This is a genomic window from Pseudomonas sp. P7759 (genome assembly GCF_013386445.1).
Lineage (GTDB): Bacteria > Pseudomonadota > Gammaproteobacteria > Pseudomonadales > Pseudomonadaceae > Aquipseudomonas > Aquipseudomonas azotoformans_A.
Map to the genome: position 1 here is coordinate 130146 of NZ_JACART010000017.1, position 20213 is coordinate 150358.

Annotated in this window: 15 protein-coding genes and 7 pseudogenes; 17 read left to right on the top strand and 5 right to left on the bottom strand. The window is 55.3% G+C overall.

All coding sequences use genetic code 11. The annotated features are described in order from the left end of the window. Positions 1–473: 473 nt before the first annotated feature. The gene (locus HX823_RS16225) at positions 474–620 is read right to left on the bottom strand and encodes a hypothetical protein (RefSeq protein WP_157741979.1); all 147 of its coding nucleotides are present in this window, start codon (positions 618–620) and stop codon (positions 474–476) included. A 502-nt stretch (positions 621–1122) separates the two neighbouring features. Further along, on the bottom strand, positions 1123–1413 hold the full coding sequence (locus HX823_RS16230) for a hypothetical protein (RefSeq protein WP_235165458.1): 291 nt from the start codon (positions 1411–1413) through the stop codon (positions 1123–1125). Between HX823_RS16230 and tnpB the strand changes: the two genes are divergently transcribed. The 4 genes and pseudogenes from tnpB to HX823_RS16245 form a co-directional block, all read left to right on the top strand. After that, entirely contained in the window at positions 1403–1666 is a 264-nt protein-coding gene (tnpB, locus tag HX823_RS16235; protein WP_016978929.1) for an IS66 family insertion sequence element accessory protein TnpB, read from the top strand. The two genes, HX823_RS16230 and tnpB, sit on opposite strands and share 11 nt — an antisense overlap. Positions 1667–1825: 159 nt before the next feature. Further along, positions 1826–2068: a hypothetical protein gene (locus tag HX823_RS32000; RefSeq protein ID WP_016978928.1), complete on the top strand. Its 243-nt coding sequence runs from the start codon at positions 1826–1828 to the stop codon at positions 2066–2068. Positions 2069–2160: 92 nt separating this feature from the next. Then, positions 2161–2604 (top strand): annotated as a pseudogene (locus tag HX823_RS32005) (transposase); the annotation flags it as partial. A 697-nt stretch (positions 2605–3301) separates the two neighbouring features. Continuing rightward, a pseudogene (locus HX823_RS16245) lies at positions 3302–4406 on the top strand (IS3 family transposase); the annotation flags it as partial. Between the two features lie 146 nt (positions 4407–4552). Here HX823_RS16245 and HX823_RS16250 read toward each other — a convergent pair. Beyond that, positions 4553–4783, bottom strand: coding sequence for a hypothetical protein (locus HX823_RS16250; RefSeq protein ID WP_025999951.1), 231 nt, complete (start codon positions 4781–4783; stop codon positions 4553–4555). Between the two features lie 970 nt (positions 4784–5753). Here HX823_RS16250 and HX823_RS16255 point away from each other — a divergent pair. Further along, positions 5754–6014: a hypothetical protein gene (locus HX823_RS16255; protein ID WP_038847194.1), complete on the top strand. Its 261-nt coding sequence runs from the start codon at positions 5754–5756 to the stop codon at positions 6012–6014. 242 nt (positions 6015–6256) lie between these two features. Here the strand turns inward: HX823_RS16255 and HX823_RS16260 are convergent, their stop codons facing one another. Then, on the bottom strand, positions 6257–7576 hold the full coding sequence (locus tag HX823_RS16260) for an MFS transporter (RefSeq protein WP_016978924.1): 1320 nt from the start codon (positions 7574–7576) through the stop codon (positions 6257–6259). Positions 7577–7730: 154 nt separating this feature from the next. After that, positions 7731–7982 (bottom strand): annotated as a pseudogene (locus HX823_RS16265) (glucose-6-phosphate dehydrogenase); the annotation flags it as partial. A gap of 205 nt (positions 7983–8187) precedes the next feature. Between HX823_RS16265 and HX823_RS32010 the strand changes: the two are divergent. The 12 genes and pseudogenes from HX823_RS32010 to HX823_RS16315 all read left to right on the top strand — a co-directional run. Beyond that, positions 8188–8451, top strand: a pseudogene (locus HX823_RS32010) (IS5/IS1182 family transposase); the annotation flags it as partial. Positions 8452–9049: 598 nt separating this feature from the next. Further along, on the top strand, positions 9050–9955 hold the full coding sequence (locus HX823_RS16270; RefSeq protein WP_016978922.1) for an AraC family transcriptional regulator: 906 nt from the start codon (positions 9050–9052) through the stop codon (positions 9953–9955). A 209-nt stretch (positions 9956–10164) separates the two neighbouring features. Further along, positions 10165–10778: pseudogene (locus tag HX823_RS16275) on the top strand (sugar ABC transporter substrate-binding protein); the annotation flags it as partial. A gap of 73 nt (positions 10779–10851) precedes the next feature. After that, positions 10852–10989 (top strand): annotated as a pseudogene (locus HX823_RS32015) (hypothetical protein); the annotation flags it as partial. Further along, positions 10984–11362 (top strand): annotated as a pseudogene (locus HX823_RS16280) (carbohydrate ABC transporter permease); the annotation flags it as partial. The pseudogenes HX823_RS32015 and HX823_RS16280, both read left to right, overlap by 6 nt. Positions 11363–11510: 148 nt before the next feature. Then, the gene (locus HX823_RS16285; protein ID WP_177075505.1) at positions 11511–12611 is read left to right on the top strand and encodes an ABC transporter ATP-binding protein; all 1101 of its coding nucleotides are present in this window, start codon (positions 11511–11513) and stop codon (positions 12609–12611) included. A gap of 15 nt (positions 12612–12626) precedes the next feature. Continuing rightward, complete coding sequence (locus tag HX823_RS16290) at positions 12627–14129, top strand: mannitol dehydrogenase family protein (protein WP_016968898.1); 1503 nt, start codon at positions 12627–12629, stop codon at positions 14127–14129. A 44-nt stretch (positions 14130–14173) separates the two neighbouring features. After that, a complete protein-coding gene (locus HX823_RS16295; RefSeq protein ID WP_177075508.1) occupies positions 14174–15082 on the top strand; it encodes a carbohydrate kinase in 909 nt (302 codons plus the stop codon). Between the two features lie 712 nt (positions 15083–15794). Next, entirely contained in the window at positions 15795–17279 is a 1485-nt protein-coding gene (locus HX823_RS16300) for a sigma-54-dependent Fis family transcriptional regulator (protein ID WP_025999948.1), read from the top strand. 165 nt (positions 17280–17444) lie between these two features. Next, a complete protein-coding gene (locus HX823_RS16305; protein WP_016978918.1) occupies positions 17445–18116 on the top strand; it encodes a VWA domain-containing protein in 672 nt (223 codons plus the stop codon). Then, entirely contained in the window at positions 18116–18817 is a 702-nt protein-coding gene (locus HX823_RS16310) for a PP2C family serine/threonine-protein phosphatase (RefSeq protein ID WP_016978917.1), read from the top strand. The genes HX823_RS16305 and HX823_RS16310 overlap by 1 nt, the downstream gene beginning before the upstream one ends. Then, positions 18814–20208: a protein kinase gene (locus HX823_RS16315; protein ID WP_038848920.1), complete on the top strand. Its 1395-nt coding sequence runs from the start codon at positions 18814–18816 to the stop codon at positions 20206–20208. The genes HX823_RS16310 and HX823_RS16315 overlap by 4 nt, the downstream gene beginning before the upstream one ends. Positions 20209–20213 lie beyond the last annotated feature (5 nt).

Sequence of the window (20213 nt, forward strand, 5' to 3'; positions counted from 1 at the left end):
ATGTAGATGATGGTTCGAACGATCGGTAGCTTCATGACGCTGTACTCATGGCCGGATGCACTGGGTTCTGGTTGTCCCGCCGGCGTCGAAGGTTTTCTCTTCGCTCATCTACTACCTTGAGGCGTCAGGTGCTGTCACTGATCACCTCGCCTGGCCGAGTCAGGTAGATATGAATCAATCGCGTGCTTCCGGTGGGGGTAATAGACAGGAAGGGGCCTGCGCCTCGGTGTTCGAGACCGACCAGCTGAAGGCTGAGGGTCTTGCAGGATGGGCGGGGCTTTTATCGGTGCGAGTTTCGATTTATAGGGAGGGGCTTTGAGGGCGGTTGGGATCGCTTGAGCCTGAGGTATGCTCATTTTCTGCAGTTTGCCGTCAAGCGACTCAAGGTTGGCTTCCACTACCAAGAGATCGCCAGCAGTTTCGAATGAACGAATGACGTAAGTTGCAGCTTCTTGGGCCTGCGTTGTCCTGCTTTACACAGCGTCGATGCGGCTCGATAGCGCTTGCTGGCTGCCATACGCCATGTCGAGTCCATCGTCGATCGTACTCACGCTGCTCTGGAGGGCGTCGATGGACACTTTCTCTGAGGGTCCATCCAGGGTGCGAGACAGAGTCGGCAACTGGTACTCGGAGCGCGATGATAGCGCGCAGAATGAGCGGCCCCGCAGCAATGGGCGGATATCACGGATCGGTCATTTTATGGGGGGGCACGAGATCGAGTAAACCCTCGCGCAACTATGATTCTGTTTCAGCAGGAAATACGTAGCCGTCCGACCAAGTCCTCTACCCAGCCGCAAAAAGCAAAGACATGGTGTAGCGGACGATATGGGGCTTGCGGGATATGTTACTGGGAATGAATGGAGAAGGTTTATCCTGCAATCGAGTACTGTCTTATCAGCCCGCTGTCACTGCCTGGACATGACTAGCGCAGTCAAAGCGGAGCCCCCACGATCTATTGGGATGAGAACGGTAAATAGAGGTATCCGTCCGACCAAAACATCTTCCTGACACAACCGCCGAAAGCCTTGGTGTCCACTTAAGTGGACATTATATTTGATCCATCAAGCGAATTTTTTATGCGCCCTCAACGCCGTACCTACAGCAAATCTTTCAAAGCCCAGGTCATTGGAAGTGCTCCGAATCCAGGCCTCCACCGCAAACATCGTCTTGAGCTACAGCCTCAATGCCAACGTCGTCCACAAATGGATTCGGTTGTAGAATCAAAAAGCCTTGGCTCTTCAGCCTACGTTCATCCCGCTGCATCCTCAGATGCTTGATGCTGGAACGCGTGCTCAGCCGTCCGGTATCAGTTTTCCAATCCTGCACCGCGCACTCCCATAAAGATGAATTGGCCAGTGGAAAAAGCTGCCACCTGCACGAATTTTCTTCGAGAGCTGTTGCGATGATTCGCATCGGTATCACCTGGCTCACCACCGAGCCGATGGACATGCATGCAGGCACCGGCGCCGTCAGTGCCCGAGTGATTTCAGTGTTCGGTGCGGCGCAACCGCACTATGCTTATCTGTTCGCCAATTGCCGCGCTAACCGCATGAAAGACCTGGTGCGCAACGGATTGGGCATCGGGTTGGCGGCACGGCGGCTCCACCTGGGCAAACTCGCTTGGTCTGGTATGCCTCACGGTTCACAAATGGAGCTGAGCACCTGACAGCTGCACGCTTTGATACTGGGTCTGCCAAGGCAGAGAGTTGGCCTCGGAAACGCAATTTCCATCCTCTAAGCTGAACCATGCCCTGTCCGGTTGCGTAATTGTCTGATCAGGCTATCGTTGTGTTTACGCTGATCTGGCAAGATCGGCTGCATAACTTTGATCCCCTACCTCTACCAACTGAACCCCGAACAATTGCGTGCATTTGCGGAGCATTTGCTGCAACGCGTCTCGGGGCTCGACGAGCAGTTCGAAACGATGGGCAAGACCTCCCAGGTCATGGACAAGAAGAGCGATCACGACAAAACGGTGATCGAAAAATTCAGCCACGAGATCGCCCAGCTCAAGCACTCCAAGTTCGCCAAACGTAAGGAGCAAATGAGCCCGGAACAGGTTGGTTGACTCAGACGATCTGATCGATACCGATTTCGCTGCCATTGAGGCGGAACTGGAGTCGCTGCAAGTTGCGTTACATGCAGCCGCTGTAATAGAGCGAGGAGGAAATCAAGGGTCTGGAGTCGGACATATGCCGCCGAATACTGCAAGAAAAGGCAGTTCCGGTGATGGGTGTGTTGTGTGCCTTGATGGTTGCCCTGCGCGATACCGTTCACAACGGTTCGACCAATGGCAAAGCCTTGGATAACAGCTTGAAACGCTGGATGGCGCTATGGCGCTACCGCGATGACCGGGCCGTGCCCATTGATAATAATTGGTGTAAGAACCAGGTACTGCCTTGGGCGCCGGGGCGTAAGGCCTGGCTCTTTGCAGGGTCGCTACGCAGCGGCAAACGCGGCGATGCGATCATAAGTTTGATTCAATCGGTGCGGAGCAGTGGGCATGATCCCGATGCCTACCTGAAGGATGTACCGACACGCCCGCCTACGCAGCGGACAGGTGAGATTGCAGCGCTGCCGCCGCAAAGGTGGCTTCCGGCTTAATCCTGCAAGACGGTTTGCTCGTGCATTTACTAATAGAGCTCAAAAAAAAGCCCGCGGGAACGGGCAAAAGGGATGCTTCCAAAGGAGATTGCATTACAGCCATCCAATGTTAAGGCATTGTTAAGTATAGCGATTATTATCTAGTGACACCCAACAAGCTAGGACCGCCAGTCTAGAGTTCGGCTTGACCATTACAAAGGGATGCCGTGCGGTGAGTATTCAGGGGAGCCTGACCTATTCATTGATGAAGCTTAGATCACCTGGCCACAAGCGCCTTTGGCGAATTTCAGACAAAGAAATGCCCGCGATGGGAGGAGCGGTCTTAAAGGGGGGGGGGCTCGGAACTCAGATAACGATATTCGCTTCGATGTGAAAGATTTGTGAGATTACTACCGCTATATTTCCTAAGGTATCAGTCAGCAACTTCGGGCTAGCCCCCTTTTTGAAACGCGAGACTCCAGGCTCTCGCAAAGCGGCGGATTCTGACCATCGACGCGCTTCGCGATGGCTATCAGCGTTTGACGATATGTTGAGCTTCGCGTGAACACAAGCCACTTCTCGGCTAACGACATGTGACAAGTAGGTCATGCTGGCTTAAATGCTCAGGAGAGCGATAATTTTGACGAGGCTGGTTGTAGCGGTCTACTAACCCCGGACACCCATTTAGGCAAGAATGCTCGCCACAGAGAGGTTTCCGATGACCAAGCAGCACCGTACCTTTACCCCTGAGTTCAAGCGCGAAGCTGCCTGCTTGGTGCTCGATCAAGGTTACAGCCATGCCGAGGCGGCCCGTTCGCTCGGTTTGGTCGAGTCGGCACTGCGCCGATGGGGTAATTAGCTTCAGCAGGAGCGCGGCGGCGTTACGCCGGCCAGCAAAGCGTTGACGCCAGAGCAGCAAAAAATTTAAGAGTTGGAAGCCTGGATCACGCGCCTTGAACGCGAGAAATCGATACTAAAAAAGGCTACCGCGCTCTTGATGTCGGAAGATCTCGAGCGTACGCGCTGATCCGCCAGCTCAGCGATCATGAGCCCGTTAATTAAGGCGAACTCCGGACGTTGAGCGACTGCGGTTGCCCAGTCGAGTGAATGAGTTGTTCACGAGAAGTCGAAGTGCGTCCGGCAGCCGTACCATCATGGCAATGATGCAAGAAGAGGGTAAGCAAATCGGGCGGTTCAAGGTACGCAGCCTGATGCGTGAGCTGGCGTTGATCAGCAAGCAGCCAGGATCACATGCATACAAAATGGCCACAGCGGAGCGGCCAGATATTCCGAATACCTTGAACCGAGCGATTGATGTCGAAGCGCCAAATCAGGTCTGGTGTGGAGACATCACTTACGTCTGGGCACAGGGCAAATGGCACTATCTGGCAGTTGTCTTGGATCTCTATGCACGCAGAGTGGTTGACTGGGCCTTATCAGAAAAGCCGGATGGAGGCCTGGTGGTCAAAGCGCTGGATGTCGCTTACGAACAACGTGGAAAGCCTCAGGGGCTAATGTTCCACTCCGATCAGGGATCGCAATATGGCAGCCGCCAGTTCCGCCAGAGACTGTGGCGCTACCGCATTCGCCAGGGCATGAGCCGCCGAGGCAACTGCTGGGAAAATGCACCGATGGAGCGCGTATTTCGCAGCTTGAAATCAGTGTGGATACCGACCACGGGCTACCTGACCGGGCAGCAAGCTCAACGAGACATTGGCCAATACCTGATGAGCCACTAAAACTGGATCCGACTTCATCATTTCAACGATGGACTGGCTCCGGCGAAAGCTGAAGAAAAACTCAAAACTGTGTCCGGGATGGATTGGCCACTACAGTGGCTCAAAAAAATCCCGGTTGATAAAAAGGAGCATTCAGCTGGGCAATAGAGCGTCGCACTCTTGGCGTACAAGGTGTTGTCGCGGACTTTTCTTGCGACCGCGCTGCTTTTAGGAGAGGGCTCGGGCTTGACTCAGGGAGTGTCCAGAAGCGCCAACAGATCGACGGGAATTTCTCCGGATTCTTGAAGGTTGCCTGGTTCGGCTTTCCTGTAAACATGCAGCGCCGCGTCATTGATGGCATGGCTCATCCATTGCAGACTGCCCAGCCAATCGCTGTACTTCCCTGTGAAAATCGCCGTTGAAACATCAATTTTGAATTGAATGACGTCTCGCCAATCGTTCGTGGCATGATCAAAAAGCATGGCTCCGCAAGCGCCATGTCGACGTTCACAAAGCCTGCCTCAGGCTTACGACGTGTGAAAGTAGGGTGATCCTTGGGCCGTGGCCCGCTCAATCCCCCTCCGGCTTTCCGAAATCAATCTGCTGGTAGGCGCCATGTTGACGCGGGCGCGATCATGCGTTCAGGCGAGGTGGTGAAAACCCCTGCTTCCAGTCGTTATTGTTCTGTCCAGTCGGCATGGCAATAGATCAAAGAAGGGGGGGGCGGCCGATGGGTGGCTCTCGGACAGCGGCCTGGTCGTAGGCCGTCGACGCCCTAAAGGTTCATTCTGTGTGGCGTGCCGTCTTACTCGAAAGGCAAGCCTGCGATTGAAATACCGTGGGACCCTCAGTCCCATGAGTGCCCGGGGTTTTCATATATTGAGCTGCGTACCCATTGGATGTTTAACGCAGCTGAAGGGAAGGTTACTGTTCCGGTGGGCAGCCGGTTTATCGCGGCGAGCCACTTCTGTGCGCTGGCCGGATTGGGCAGAATGCTTCAACCCGTGGAGCTTATGCGCAAATCATAGCAGCAAAGTGAACTGATCGCGTTGCCGCCCGACTACCCGCCGCCGAGTCGGCCCTTGCATTTACTCTTCACACCCGACCGCAGATTGACACCTAAAATCAGTGGTTTTTTCGACTTCGCGACGCGACCTTTGACGTGATGCGGTGGTGACGGAGGCCTTTTGAAGTAGGCTGCTGTAAATCACCATCAGCAATGGATATTTATGAGTGCGTGATCAGTCAATAGAGTGCCCCCTTGGTTGTTTACCTCACCGTAGGAGCTACAGGTGGGCAGAAATGCTCGCTCATCCTTGACGAAGTAATGTTGAATATCCAGCTGAACACGAAACGCACCTTAGTGACTACATTTGTTGGCGATGGCGACATAAAACCGTCGGCCCGGGCGTCGCTGCGATGGCTCGTTGGGTTGGGTGGAACGGACGACAAATGTTCTTGATCAACTTGTCCGAAGCTTTCTTACCTGACGAAGAATACGGCTCAGTTGACCACACTGTACGCCCAGCAAAACCGTGGATGGCTCGAAAACAGCTGATGGGGCGGGCGAGCTGCGCGCTCAAAACAGAAAAGCCAGCGAGCACGCTCGTCGAGATGCTATCAAACCTGTTTTTCGAAAATACTGATGCATTCAGACGAACTTTCGACTTTGCGACGTTTTGCGGCAAGTTGATTGAAGTCCTTCGTGAGTGAGTATCATCCATATGCTTATGGCTCACACGCCTGCCTCTCAATTGGCGTGTGAGATCGATTAGTTGTTGCCGCACAAATGGCAACCGGTTTAATCGCGTAAGGCGTGATTGTTGGGTGCATAAGTTTTTGCCATCACGTCGCATAGATATAGTATTTACTAGTGTCTTCATAATTGCAGCTAGGTCAATATAACTCTTCTCTTCTTTTTAGCTCTGTTTATTGAAGATTATAACTGCTTGGCACTATTTCCTCGTTAAAATAACTTCGTTGGCAGTGGCGTGAGTTGAAAAATGACGGGCTGGCTCCTCGTCCGTCTGAAGCTTTGGCTGGTCGATTCGAATACAACATGTCAATACCGCGCCCACCAGATACAGCAAAGCATAGACCCACACCACCCCTTGGACTCCAAGCCAGGAAATCGTTAGCGTTGCAATGGCCGGCCCCATAAAGTTCGACATTCCAGCGGCGAGGTTGTGGGCGGACATAGCCGCCCCTTGCTGTTCCGGGGCAATGGCAAGAAATACAGGTCCAATGGGAACGAACGCTGAGACGCAAATACCCAGTGCAATTGCGGCGGTACTGGCCAGTCCGAAGTGAGCGCCATACATCAGAGGCAAGTAATAGAAAGCCAGGGTCGCCAGCGCGCAGCCAACACAGCCGAACCAACGCATCTGCCATAGCCAGCCGATTCGGTCCCCGATCCATCCCCACATCACGTTAGTGAAAATGGTGACAACGAACATCAGCCCCCACAGATACAACCATTGCTCCATGGTGAAGCCTACGGCTTCCGAAGTGAGGTAAAGCGGCATAATCACAGGGAATCCAAACAAGGTCAGGTTGCAGATGACCCGTACAATGGCTGCAATCAAAATGCTGCGTTGATCGAAGAGGATGGTCACCCCTCGGCTCAGGTCGCGCAAACGGTCGGCGAAGCTTGCCGGCGTGCCTTCCCGTGCCTTGCCTTGATCCTCAACTACGAACACAATCAATACCGCAGCCAGCGCGACCCACAATGTTGCCATCCAAAGTGTACCGATAAAGCCAATCCGCGAAATGCTCAGGCTCGGCAGATACATCCCGAGAAAACCGATACCGATGGAATACATGGTCCAATACCAACCCATCGCTGAAGCAAGGCGGGCCCCGGGCGTCACTTGAGCAATCCAGACCAGGAATGCGTAGATGAACAAGGGGTAAGCAAGCCCACGAATTCCATAAAAAAGCACCATTAATGGGTAGTTCTGTGCGCTCAGGCCGAGCGTCAGAAATAGCGCATGGAAGATCAGCCAGGCCACGACGCCGATCAACATGATTCGACGCGGACCGAAGGTTTCGGCCAGCACGCCGGAACTCCAGCTGGACAAAGCGGCGAGCAGACCATAAACAGTAAAAAGAAAGGATGCTCGGGTGGGGGAGAAGCCGAGATCGACAATGTAACGAGACAGGAAGGCGAGTTCAATGCCATCCCCAGACATAAATAGGGCAATGGCGACGTAACCCCAGATAAGACATATAGGCATGCCGAACAGCAGCCCTCGGGACGCTTGGCGAGTGGCCATAACGCTTTCCTTTATTGTATTTGTAAGTTAAACAACGCCGAAGAGGCTGTAGCGAAATCGGCAGGTAATACTGCAAGGATCTCATCGTGTAAAAGATAACTGCTACTAAGTATGAGCACGAAAACTGATACTATTTTGTAGTTGTGGAATTGGAGCCGCTCCATAATTGCATGCCCTTATACAGGCCCTGCTCCTTCGTCATCCCGTGCAAGGAAATGTCTTCGTCCGGTTGCGGACGCATGATCAGCTTGTTGCTGATCTGCTGGCGTTGCTCGGGGGCTAAGGTATAGTGCGATGGTTCAATGTAGTGGAGGATGATCTGCGATCTCTTCTGCGGCATGCGTTTGTCGCGAGCTATACTGGTCGAATACTGACATCTAGCTAACGTGCGGATTTCCGCGCCCAAGCGCGGCTTTTGCTGGAGCTAATGCGCGCAATCAGAGTTTTTTGCAAATAAGATTAGACGCCGCGAGGAAATAGTAAGTCCCGTTGATCGTCGGTTGAAAAATGCGATGACGTGCCCAAGTATTGGACGGCAGGTTCCTAGGGGAACTCTGATGAAGATTTCTTGAGCTTGGCAAAATGGCGGAGCTTCACCCGCTACCACTCCGATGAAGCAAATTGCCTTTGCCCCTGCCGAGTACTTTGGAGTGCGCAAGCAGGCCGCAAAGTATTATTCCCGCCGAGATGGATAGGATCGTCCTGTGTAAGGATTTATTTGCCCTGATCGAGCCGCATCATCCGAAGGGGAGTGGTTAGCGTCCGACCTATCCCCTGATGACGATGCTGCGTATTCATTTGATGCAAAACTGGTCGGCTACAGCGTTCTGGCGTTGAAGGAGGCGCGTATGAAATTATTATTTTCAACTTCCGTCGGTTGCTGGAACCGGAGTAGAGCGCGCTCTGAGCGTTAAGGTCGCCATGTGGTAGATTGACGCCCGGCGTGGCGTGTACGGGAAGCTGGGCAAACGCTGTATTCCGTACGAAACCAAATGCTAAATCAAAGAAGCAAAGCTAGTGCCGTCAGAGCGAAGGTTGAGCTCCGTTCTGGGCAATTAGGTGCTAATTCAGTCATGTGAGGAGCTTTTTCGTGGTATGGGCAAAGCTGCGGCACTGTTGGTGCCGCCGTTCATGTTGTCGAGTCTGTTGATAAAGCGTAGATATTTACTGGCGGGTGTTGGTGAGGTGTGTCTACGAGGCGCTTGCGGTGGCTAAAAAATCCAGAAATTAACCGGTGATCTGATCGTCTTTGATCCATCGTTGTGTTCAAAGCTGACGGTATCTGAAGAAAGCTAGAAATGCTTGGCTGTTTCAGGCTATCCCTAGAGGCTCTCCTATAGTTTATCATGCTTGTTAGCCCGTTAGGCTAAGCGTTGTTACTCTGTGGCATATGCGCGATTGGATGAATGGTGTGGCTATAACTGTCGCGAAAATAGACCTTGTAAGATGCAATAAAACAAAAAGCAGTCTAATGTGAACCGCTCAGCGAAAATTACTGACCCTTCCTTCGAGCTGATGGACGACCACAACGGGTTGTCCATCATCTATCGCCAGCACGGATTTCCCTGCCCGCTGGTGCGTTGGCATTTCCACAAGGAGTACGAACTGCACCTGATAGTCGCGAGTTCCGGCAAGGTGTTCATCGGCGATTACATCGGCAATTTCTATCCGCAAACCCTGTTCCTGACTGGCCCCAACCTACCTCACAACTGGATCAGCCAGATTGTCGAAGGTGAAGTGGTGCCCAAGCGCGACATGTTGGTCAACTTTTCCGATGAACTGTTCGACAAAGGCCATCAGGTGTTTGCCGAGCTCAAGATCCTGGTGCCGCTGTTGAAGCGTGCGCAGTACGGCATCGAGTTTCGTTGCAAGCACACGATTGGCATGGCGATGGACCTGATGCAATGCATTGCCAGCACCCGAGGTATGACCCGCCTCGGACACTTTTTCATGCTCCTGGAGTTGCTCGCCGCCTGCGAAGATTATCAACTTTTATCAGGTGCGACGACGCTGCAATTGGCCGACGAGCACCACATCGATCGTACCAATCGAGCGGTGGATTACATCTTTGCCCATTACGCCCGGGATCTGCCGCTGGAGGAAGTGGCTGAGCACCTGGGCATGAAACCGACCTACTTCAGCCGGGTGTTCAGGCAGGCCACCGGGCGCTGTTTCATCGAGTTTGTCAATCGCCTGCGAATCAGCAAGTCTTGCGAGCTACTGGCCGATGGCGTTAAATCGGTGACTGACGTGTGCTTCGAATCAGGCTTCAACAATATCTCCAATTTCAACCGGCGCTTTCAGCAGCAGAAGGGCATGACGCCTTCGCATTACCGGCGGTTGGTGGTGCAGCGGTTGACCGAGCAAAACCAAAGTTGAGTTCGCTCCCACGAGTGCTGTATTTCAACCCGATAACCTATACGAATTCGATCGTCTGTCATCGCTGTACAGCCCTTCCCTGTGTCGTTCGCTGTAAAATTAAGTGCAAAATAATATCAATCTAAATGCGAAGGATGATTTGTTTTGCCCGCAATTGAAGTCTGTAATTAGCGCATATTCTGCCAACCGTCGAAAGATACGAAAACAACGTCAACACCATGAAAAAATCCGGTACACAGGTGGCGTCAAGCAACGGTCTCAACGAAAACCTTGCGCTGTTCAACAGCGAAAAATGCGTAATCTGGGTCGATGCCAGTGTCGCCGGCTCGTTCGTCACCGACAAGAACCAAAGCAAGGTCAGCGACCACGTCGGCTTGAGACATGCGCCCCACGAGGTTACCGACAAAGGCTCGGCCTGGTTGTACTTCTGGGCATTGGCGATCCCTACCAGCTACAAGGCCAAGGAGGCGGCAAAAACCTTCAGTGCCTGGGCTACGTTCAAGGAGTTCGGGGCGTTGGTCGCGGAAAAGATGGCGTCGCCAACGAGCCGCCCGGTAGCCGAGCCTCGGCCTACAGCGAGGCGTGCTTGAACGCCGCGCCATTTGTCAGAGTCACGCTGGAGTTGCTCATAGCCGCGGCCCCGAGCAAGCCGAGCGCCAAACCGGTGCAGTACATCGGCATTCAGTTAGTGATCATCCCGGAGTTCCTGGGCATTGGCATCTAGGTCGGCAAATTGTTGTTCTCGGCGCTGATCGACCAGGCCCTGGCCGCTGCCCAGCAGGCCACCGAACGGGAGATGAAGCGCGCCGGGTACCCGAAATAACCACGCAGTCCCGCTCCCACATTGGAACTTCACTGGTCTACACGACTCGGTTCTTACGCCATGAATATTTCAAATGCCAAAGCTCACCCGGATATTAAGTCGCGTGGCCAAACTTGGCCGGTTTCTGGTCAGTCCCTCGGTGGCCTTGTTGCTGTTGTGGATGATCGTGCCGCTGGGCATGACCCTGTACTTTTCGCTGACCCCCTACGACCCGATCAACCTGCCGATTGTGGTGTGGATGGTTTACACCTACTTCAAGGACATCCTCGAAGCTGCCCCCTGGATTGCGCACACTCTGGCAGGAGATGGTCCGCGTTCTGCTGCCGATTGCCAAGGGCGGCCTGGCCTCCACCGTGTTGCTGTCGCTGATCCTGTGCTGGAACGAGGCATTTTAGTCGCTGAGCCTGACTTCGTTGGCCGTTGCGCCGTTAACTGCGCTGATCGCCTCCAACTCCAGCCCCGAAGACTTGTTCTGGGCCAAGTTGTCCGCCGTGTCGTCCCTGGCTTGCGCGCCGATCCTGAATTTTGGCTGGATCAGCCAGAAACAGCTGGTGCGCGGTTTGTCCTTCGGCGCAGTGAAATAAGCCCGCTGTTCATAAATCCCCTTGTGGGAATGGGCTTGCTCGCAATAGATGTCAATGATAACCCGTTGTCTGAAGGATAGTCGCGAGCAGGCTCGCCCCCACAAAAATCCTGCACGGCGCACCAAATAAGTTCAAATGGAGGCCCACCATGGCCAAACTGAAAATCAAGAATCTGCAAAAACGTTTCGAAGGCTTTTCTATCATCAAGGGCATCGGCCTGGAAGTGACCGACAAGGAGTTTGTGGTCTTCGTCGCCCCCGCGGGCTGCGGCAAGCCCACCCTGTTGCGGCTGATTGCCGGCCTTGAGGAAGTCTGCGGCGGCACCATCGCGCTTGGCCGCGACATCACCGAAGTCAGCCCGGCCAAGCGCGACCTAGCGATGGTGTTCCAGGCCTACGGCCTGTATCCGCACATGAGCGTGCGCAAGAACATGTCCTTTGCCCTCGACCTAGCCGGGGTGCCAAAAGCCGAAGTGTTAAAAAAAGTCAGTGAAGCGGCACGTATTCTCGAACTCAGGCCGATGCTTGAGCTTAAGCCGAAGCAACTGTCCGGTGGCGAGCGGCAACGCGTTGCGATTGGCCGGGCCATCGTGCGCAACCCGAAAATTTTCCTGTTCGATGAACCACTGTCCAGTCTTGACGCCACGCTGCGGGTGCAGATGCACCTTGAACTGCTACGCCTGCACAAGGATTTGCAAGCGACCATGATCTACGTGACCCACGATCAGGTCGAAGCGATGACCATGGCCGATAAGGTAGTGGTGTTCAATGGTGGCAGGATCGAGCAGGTCAGCTTGCGTCTGGATCGTTACCATCAGCCGGCCAACCTGGTCGTCGCCGGTTTTCTCGGCACGCCGAAAAAGGGATTTCTCAAGAGCAGCGTCAGCCTTGTCGAGCGCCAGGGCTGTGAAGTTTTGCTGGATGCCGGCACCCGCATCACATTGCGAGTGAGCTGCGCCAGCCTGAGCGTCAGTGGCGCGGTGACTCAAGGTATTCGCCCGGAGCATTTAGAACTGGCCATGCCTGGTGACTGCACCTTGCAGGTCACTGCCGACGTCGGTGAACATCTGGGCAGCGACACGTTCTGCCACATGCGCACGGCGTCCGGCGAGGCCTTGACCATGCGCGTGCTTGGCGACCTAGCCAGCCGCTACGGCGAAACATTGAGCCTGCATTTGAATGCCGACCACTGCCATTTGTTCGATGGCAACGGCGTGGCTGTTACCCGACCACTGCGCGCTGCCGCCTGATTTCAGGGATCCTGTATGAAACTCACTAAAAAAAACCTCAACCGTTTCGCCCCAGAGGTGATTCTGCCCGCCTACAACCTGAGCGACACCCGTCAGGGCATCGCCCATATCGGCGTCGGCGGCTTCCATCGCGCCCACCAGGCGTATTATACCGATGCGCTGATGAACCTGGGCGAAGGCCTCGAATGGGCAATCTGCGGCGTCGGCCTGCGCGGCGAAGACCGTCGTGCCCACGACCACCTGCACGGCCAGGACTGTCTGTTCACCCTGTTCGAACTGGGAGACAACGACGCCACCGAAGTGCGGGTAATCGGCTCGATTCGCGACATGCTGTTGGCTGAGGACAATGCCCAGGCACTGATCGAAAAACTCGCCGACCCGCAAATCCGCATCGTGTCGCTGACCATTACCGAAGGCGGTTATTGCATCGACGACAGCAACGGCGAATTCATGGCCGATCTGCCGCAGATTCAGCACGACCTGAGCAGCCCGGCGGCCCCGAAAACGGTGTTCGGCTTTCTCTGCGCCGCTCTGGCCAAACGCCGTGCCGCCGGCACGCCAGCCTTCACCTTGATGTCCTGCGATAACCTGCCGCACAACGGCGCCGTGACCCGCAAGGCTTTGCTGGCCTTTGCCGCTTTGCTCGATGCCGATCTAACGGGCTGGATCGCGGCTAACGTCAGCTTCCCCAACGCCATGGTCGACCGCATCACGCCGATGACCAGCGTTGAACATCGCCTGCAACTGGCCGACCAGCACGGTGTTGACGACACCTGGCCGGTGGTTTGTGAACCCTTTGCGCAATGGGTGCTGGAAGACAAGTTCGTCAACGGGCGCCCGGCCTGGGAAAAGGTCGGTGTGCAATTTACCGACGATGTCACGCCTTACGAAGAGATGAAGATCAAGCTGCTCAACGGCAGCCATCTGGCCCTGACGTATCTGGGGTTCCTGAAGGGTTACCGGTTCGTCCATGAGACCATGAATGACTCGCTATTCGTACGCTACATACGCGCTTACATGGAGCTGGATGTGACCCCGCAGTTGGCGCCGGTGCCGGGAATCGACCTGACCGAATACCAGAACACCCTGGTCTCACGCTTCTCCAATCGGGCGATTGCCGATCAGCTGGAGCGGGTGTGTTCGGATGGCTCGTCGAAGCTTCCAAAGTTCACCGTGCCGACCATCAACCGCTTGATTGCCGAGGGCCGGGATACCCGGCGCGCGGCGCTGGTGGTGGCGGCCTGGGCTATGTATTTGAAAGGGGTGGAGGAGAATGGCAATATCTACTTGATTGCGGATCCGCGGGCGGCGTTTTGTCAGGTATTGGTGGCCGATGATGCATTAATCACTCAGCGATTGCTGACAGTTGAGGAGATTTTTGGTGTGCAGATTCCTAACTCTCCCGAGTTCGTGGCGGCGTTTGAATGGTGCTACAACAGCTTGCGGGATGTGGGAGTGACACAGACGTTGGAAAAAGTTCTCACCATTCCCTGCGGTTCTCCAGAACCCATTGTGTAAGGCCAGTCGGCCGAGAAATCTCTTTAATCAGAAAGGAAAGGACGATGGTATTGCCTCGGGCAATCGTATTTGGTGAAGCCCTGACTGACATTGTACAGGGCGTACCCGGACAGTGGCAGGGTTTTTCGGGCGGTGCGCCTTGGAACGTTGCACGAGCGCTCAGTCGCCTGAGTGTCAGCAGCTCCTTTGCAGGGGCCGTCAGTACGGACTCGTTGGGCGACGAGATAGCCCTACAGTCAGAGGTGGCAGGGCTAGATATGCGATTTATACAACGAGTGGACCGAGAGCCCTTGGTCGCCATCGTTCCGTCAAGCCGCCCGCCTAGGTACTTTTTTGCCGGGGATGCCGATCTGTTTTTCGATACGGGCCTGCTACCGCAAGGTTGGCTTGACCATACCGAAGTTTGTCATTTTGGCTGCATCAGTCTGGCTCGACAGCCATTGGGAGATCGTTTGGTCAGCCTCGCCGAACAGGTGAAACGCGCTGGCAAACGAATTAGCTTTGATCCGAACTGGCGCAATTTGATGGACAGATATTACCGGGAGAGCACTTTCCCAACGATGACCGCCCTGGCTGACATGATCAAGCTGTCCGATGAAGACCTTCGTCACCTCTATCCCGGATTGACCGAACATCAGGCCTTGGATGAGTTACGTGCGCTCAACTTTAGGGCGCAGATCCTGTTCACCCGAGGTGCAGACGGAATGATTCTTCATACGTCGGACCGTCAATACGAACAGCCCGCGATTCTTGGGGACGTTGCCGATACTGTGGGGGCGGGCGATGCGAGCATGGCGGGTTGGTTGGCTGCAGATTTGCTGGGAATCACCGATCTGAAGGAGCGTCTGCGTTTTTCAACTGCTTGCGCCTCCCTATCGTGTCGACATACCGGAGCCTATGCACCAACGTTGGCAGAAGTTAAAAATCTACTTACCTCGCTACCCAGTGGCTGAAGAAATGGAAAAGAGGCTGACGTATCGATGCGTATTTCAGCATTACACTAATGTCGAGCAAGCATGTTTCCGTTAGGACGCGTGAAAGAAAATAGTTACAGAGATGCCTATTTCTTGATTCAGTGCTTGCTCTTCAGTTTAATGATCTGTTGGCGCCTACGCCGAATTTCCCCAGTTGCTGAGATTTCACTGACCTAGTCTGACTCCTCGCGAATCCTTGTCTGTGCTGGACTTTTGAAGGTTTGGAGGTGGGGCAGTCTTGTCTCGGCACGTAGGTCAATTCATCGTCGGCGTGAACAGCCCAGCCCGAAGAAGTAAAAGCCTTGCCACCTTGGTGGCGAATTGCAGCTTGTAAATTTCCAGAGCGTCATACCTGTGATAGCCGAGTTTCGCATCTCGAACGAGAAGATTGATCATTTCGTTAATCGACTCTTGCACGTACCTCTGCTTCCAAGGCATTCAAGATTCAAAATCTGGCTGATTGCATAAGCACTGATTGGAGCCGCCTCCATCGTGGTGGAGAGTGCGTGTAGCCTGCCGCATCAGCCTGATGCTAAATCGAAGTAAATAGGATCATGTGGATGCCTACTAACGGATAGATGTTAAATGGCCACTTTTTAAGTATAAAGGCATTTGATTTGATATCTGGTAGCGATAGTCCTTGATCGTGATGAGGGCCTTCGTTAGCAAAAGGATTTGTTGGAGCTCAGGGATGGTTGCGGTAAAGCATAAGGTTTTGGTCAGTTGGATCGGCGCTAACGATTTGAAAGCGGTGATCGGCGAGGGGGCGGGGCCTGTCTGTTCGGCCCTCGCTGCTGTCGATTTCGATGTCGTCGAACTCTTGTGTGCGTACCCTGCGGAGCAGGTTGAGCGTTATCTTCGCTGGCTCCGCGAGCAAGTCGATATTCCCGTCACGGCCTATGTCGAGCCGTTATCCTCCCCTGTGCATTTCGGCGAGATTTATCACGCGGCCAATCGGCATCTGCAGCGGTTGGTGGGAGAAGGGGCACATCTTTCCATCTTGCTGAGCCCCGGAACACCTGCGATGCAGGCGGTGTGGATCCTGTTGGGCAAGACCCGTTACCCCGCAGTCTTCTATCAATCTTCGTTGGAACAAGGTGTCCAGCAGGTTGATATCCCCTTCGAAATCGCTGCCGAGTATGTTCCAGCGGCCAGCGCAATCAGCGGCAACCAGTTGGCCAAACTGGCTGAGCAGCAAGTGCCGGTGGATGCCGCGTTTGACAGCATTGTCGCGGAAAGTGGTCGCATGCTGGCCATCAAGGCACAGGCCCACGTTCTTGCTGAGAAAGGCGTGCCGGTCCTTATCTATGGAGAGACGGGTACCGGCAAAGAGTTGTTTGCCCGAGCCATCCACAACGCAGGAACGCGCGCTAGCCAGCCGTTCGTAACTGTCAACTGCGGTGCTATTCCCTCTGAACTGGTTGATTCCGTGCTCTTCGGCCACAAAAAAGGTGCGTTTACCGGCGCGATTGCAGATCGGCTTGGGGTGTTCGAACAGGCTCATGGCGGGACGCTATTTCTTGATGAGTTCGGTGAACTGACCTTGGCCGTGCAGGTGCGGCTATTGCGTGTACTGCAAGAGGGCACATTCACGCCGGTCGGTGCCAGTCGTGAAGTGCAGGTGAATGTGCGCCTGATCACCGCCACTCACCGCAATCTGATGGCAGACGTCGCACATGGCAGTTTCCGTGAGGACCTGTTTTATCGCATCGCTGTAGGTGTCCTGCATCTGCCGGCGCTGCGCGAGCGCGAGGGTGACCTGCGGCTCTTGACCGATGCGCTGCTGGCCGGTATCGGCAGCCAAGATCCCAGCCTGAAGGAAAAAAAGGTTTCGCTGGAGGCCAGGGAACTCATCCAACGGCACCCGTGGCGCGGCAACGTTAGGGAGTTACACGCCACCTTGCTGCGCGCTGCGCTCTGGTGCCAGGACTCGCTGATTACCCGGGGCGATATTGACCAGGCGTTGTTCAAACTGCCGGCGCAGGACAACGACCTGATGACGATGGATGTGTCCCAAGGGGTGGACATCAACCACATCATTTCCAAAGTCGTGAGCCACTACGTGCGTGGCGCATTGGCCTCAACGGGCCAGAACAAAACCCGAGCCGCCTTGCTCCTGGGGCTCAAGAGCCAGCAGACCCTGAGCAAGTGGATCGAAAAGCACTGTGTCGAATAACAAGCGAGGGTAAGAAAAATTACTTTGAAGTAATGAATATTATTTTTTTCGGGTGTTATTGATCCTTGCATTTCGTAACTTATTGTTTTTAAAGAAATAAATTATTCTGGCACGAAGCTCGCTATAACCAGGACGTCACTTACTGATTACCAAGGAACCGTTGAAATGTCAGAGCTCAAGAAATTCCAGATCCAAGCTGCCCGTCCTTTGCCTGTGATTGTGCTGGCGGACACCAGTGGCAGCATGTCGGAGGGCGGCAAGATCGAGGCGTTGAACAGCGCGCTCCAGGACATGATCGCCACCTTTGCCCATGAAAGCCGCCTGCGCGCTGAAATCCAGGTGAGCGTGATCACCTTTGGCGGCAGCAGCGCAGAGTTGAACCTGCCCTTGACCCCGGCCCATCAAATCCAAAGTTTCAGCCAGCTCACGGCGGATGGCGCCACGCCCTTGGGCGGCGCATTGCGCCTGGCCAGCCAACTGATCGAAGACAAAGACATCGTGCCGTCCCGCGCCTACAAACCGGTGATTGTGTTGGTCTCCGATGGTTACCCCAATGACGAGTGGGAGACGCCTTTTGCGCAATTGCAAAATGGTGAGCGCTCCTCCAAGGCCACGCGCTTCGCCATGGGCATCGGTGCCGATGCAGATGTGAGCATGCTGGCCGACTTCGCCAATGATCAGGAAGCGCCGCTGTTTCAAGCCTCTGAGGCACGGGATATTCATCGCTTCTTCCGTGCCGTGACCATGAGCGTCAGCGCCCTTAGCCAGTCGTCGACCCCCAATCAAACGCTCCCGTTGGAGCTGCCGTCTGCCGATGATCAAGACTGGGAATTCTGATGCGCCTGGCAGCGTCTGGTGCCAAGGTCATCGGGCCGGGGCACCTGCAGGACGGCGTGGTCAACCAGGATGCCATGGGGGTCTATGGCGTGCGTCAGGGGTGGTGCATCGCGGTCTGTGACGGCCTGGGCAGCCGGCGCCTGAGCCACATCGGCTCCAGCAAGGCGGTACGCCTGGTCAAGCAACATACCAGGCAGGCCTTCGCCGTTTCTGCACAAAAACTGGGCCAGGCCATTCGCTTGTCCTGGCTTGAGCATTTCGGCACCCGCTATCGCGATTACGAAACCACCTGCCTGTGGGCTCGGGTCGATGCCCGCGGCCGTGGGCAGGCCGGGCAGATAGGGGATGGGCTGCTGCTGCTCAAGAGCCGAGGTGCCTTCCGGGTGATCAGCGCGGCGCGCCAGGGGTTCGGCAACCAGACCGACACCCTGGCCCAGGCAGGCGAGGGGCTGTGGCAGACTTGCGAGTTCGAATTGGTACTGCCCGGCGATGGCGTGCTGCTGATGACGGACGGCATCAGTGACGATCTGATCCCCGAGCAGTTGGAACCCTTTTTCGATGTGATTTACCGCCGCCTTGCGCGCAGCAACAGACGCCGCATGCGCACCTGGCTGGAGCGAGAAATGCACGCCTGGTCCACGCCACTTCACGGTGATGACAAGAGCATCGCCGGTATCTTTCGAACGGATCACAAACAATGACCGCTACCCAGCGCAGTACCAAGCATGTCCTGGATGAAAAGGGCACTCGCTACGACTTGTTGAGCGAGATGAGCCGTGGCGGGCAAGGTGTGGTGTATCGCACACAATTGCCCACTGTCCTGGTCAAGGGCTTTATCCATACTGACCTCGATGCCAAGCAACGCTGGCATCGTCATATGGCATGGTTGATCCGCCAGGACCTCAGCGACCTGAAACTGGCGCGACCGCTGGCACTGCTCAAGCCGCCGCGCTTTGGCTATGTCATGGAGCTGATGGACGGGCTGGTTCCATTGCAAAGCCTGTTGGACAGTTTTGTCGCCGCCGAGGACGATGCCGCCAGTGATTACCTGGCCCAGGGCGGCCTGCGTCGGCGGGTGCGTATTCTGTGCCAGTTGGCCAGGACCTTGAACCAGCTGCATGGGCGCGGCATGCTCTACGGCGACCTGTCCCCGGCCAATATTTTTGTGTCGGATGATCCCGGGTTTGCCGAAACCTGGCTGATCGACTGCGACAACATCAGCCTGCAGGCCCACAGCGGCCTGACCCTTCACACCCCCGACTATGGCGCGCCGGAAGTGGTGCGCGGCGAGGCCATGCTGTCGAGCCTGACGGACTGCTGGAGCTTTGCCGTCATCGCCTATCGCGTGTTGACCCACAACCATCCCTTTAAGGGCGAACTGGTCGAACTGGGTGAGCCGGAGGAAGAGGACGCGGCACTGCGAGGAGAGCATCCATGGATCAATGATTCGGATGACCCCGACAATGCCTGCTTTGCCAACCTGCCGTTGCAATTGGCCGAACACAGCCGCTTGCCCGCGCTGTTCAGTCGCTGCTTCGAGCAGGGCAAGCAAGATGCAATCGCCCGCCCGGGTATCGCCGAATGGTTGGAAGCCCTGGTGGAGATCGACGAACGCATGGTTGAGTGCGCCGAATGCACCTCCACCTCGTTGATGCCGGGCACTGGCGTTGACCCTGCGCACATGGCCTGCTTTTTTTGCGATGCACCGGTCGACGCCAACCTGGTGGTGTTCGAGGAGTTCATCTGCCTGGCGCCGGAAGAAAGGGACGCCGAACTGCCTGACCACCGCATCGCCACCGGTCGCCGTGTGTACCTGCAACCGGGGGCAAACCAAGAGCTCAAGCGGTTGTTACCCTCGTTCAGTTATGACCGTTGGCCCACCGACCATGTACGCCTCGAATACACCGGCAAGGGCCTGGGGATCCACCAGTTGCCAGACGGCGAGCTGTACCTGCAAGGCGAGGGCGATCCCAAGCAACTCGGGGAATTCCAGGGGCTCAAGGCGGCACGTCGTGGCCAGTATGACCAGCCGTACCAGTTGCATATCGGCCCTCCCGGGGAAACCCATGTCGTCTGGCAATTCCGGTGGTGATGAAC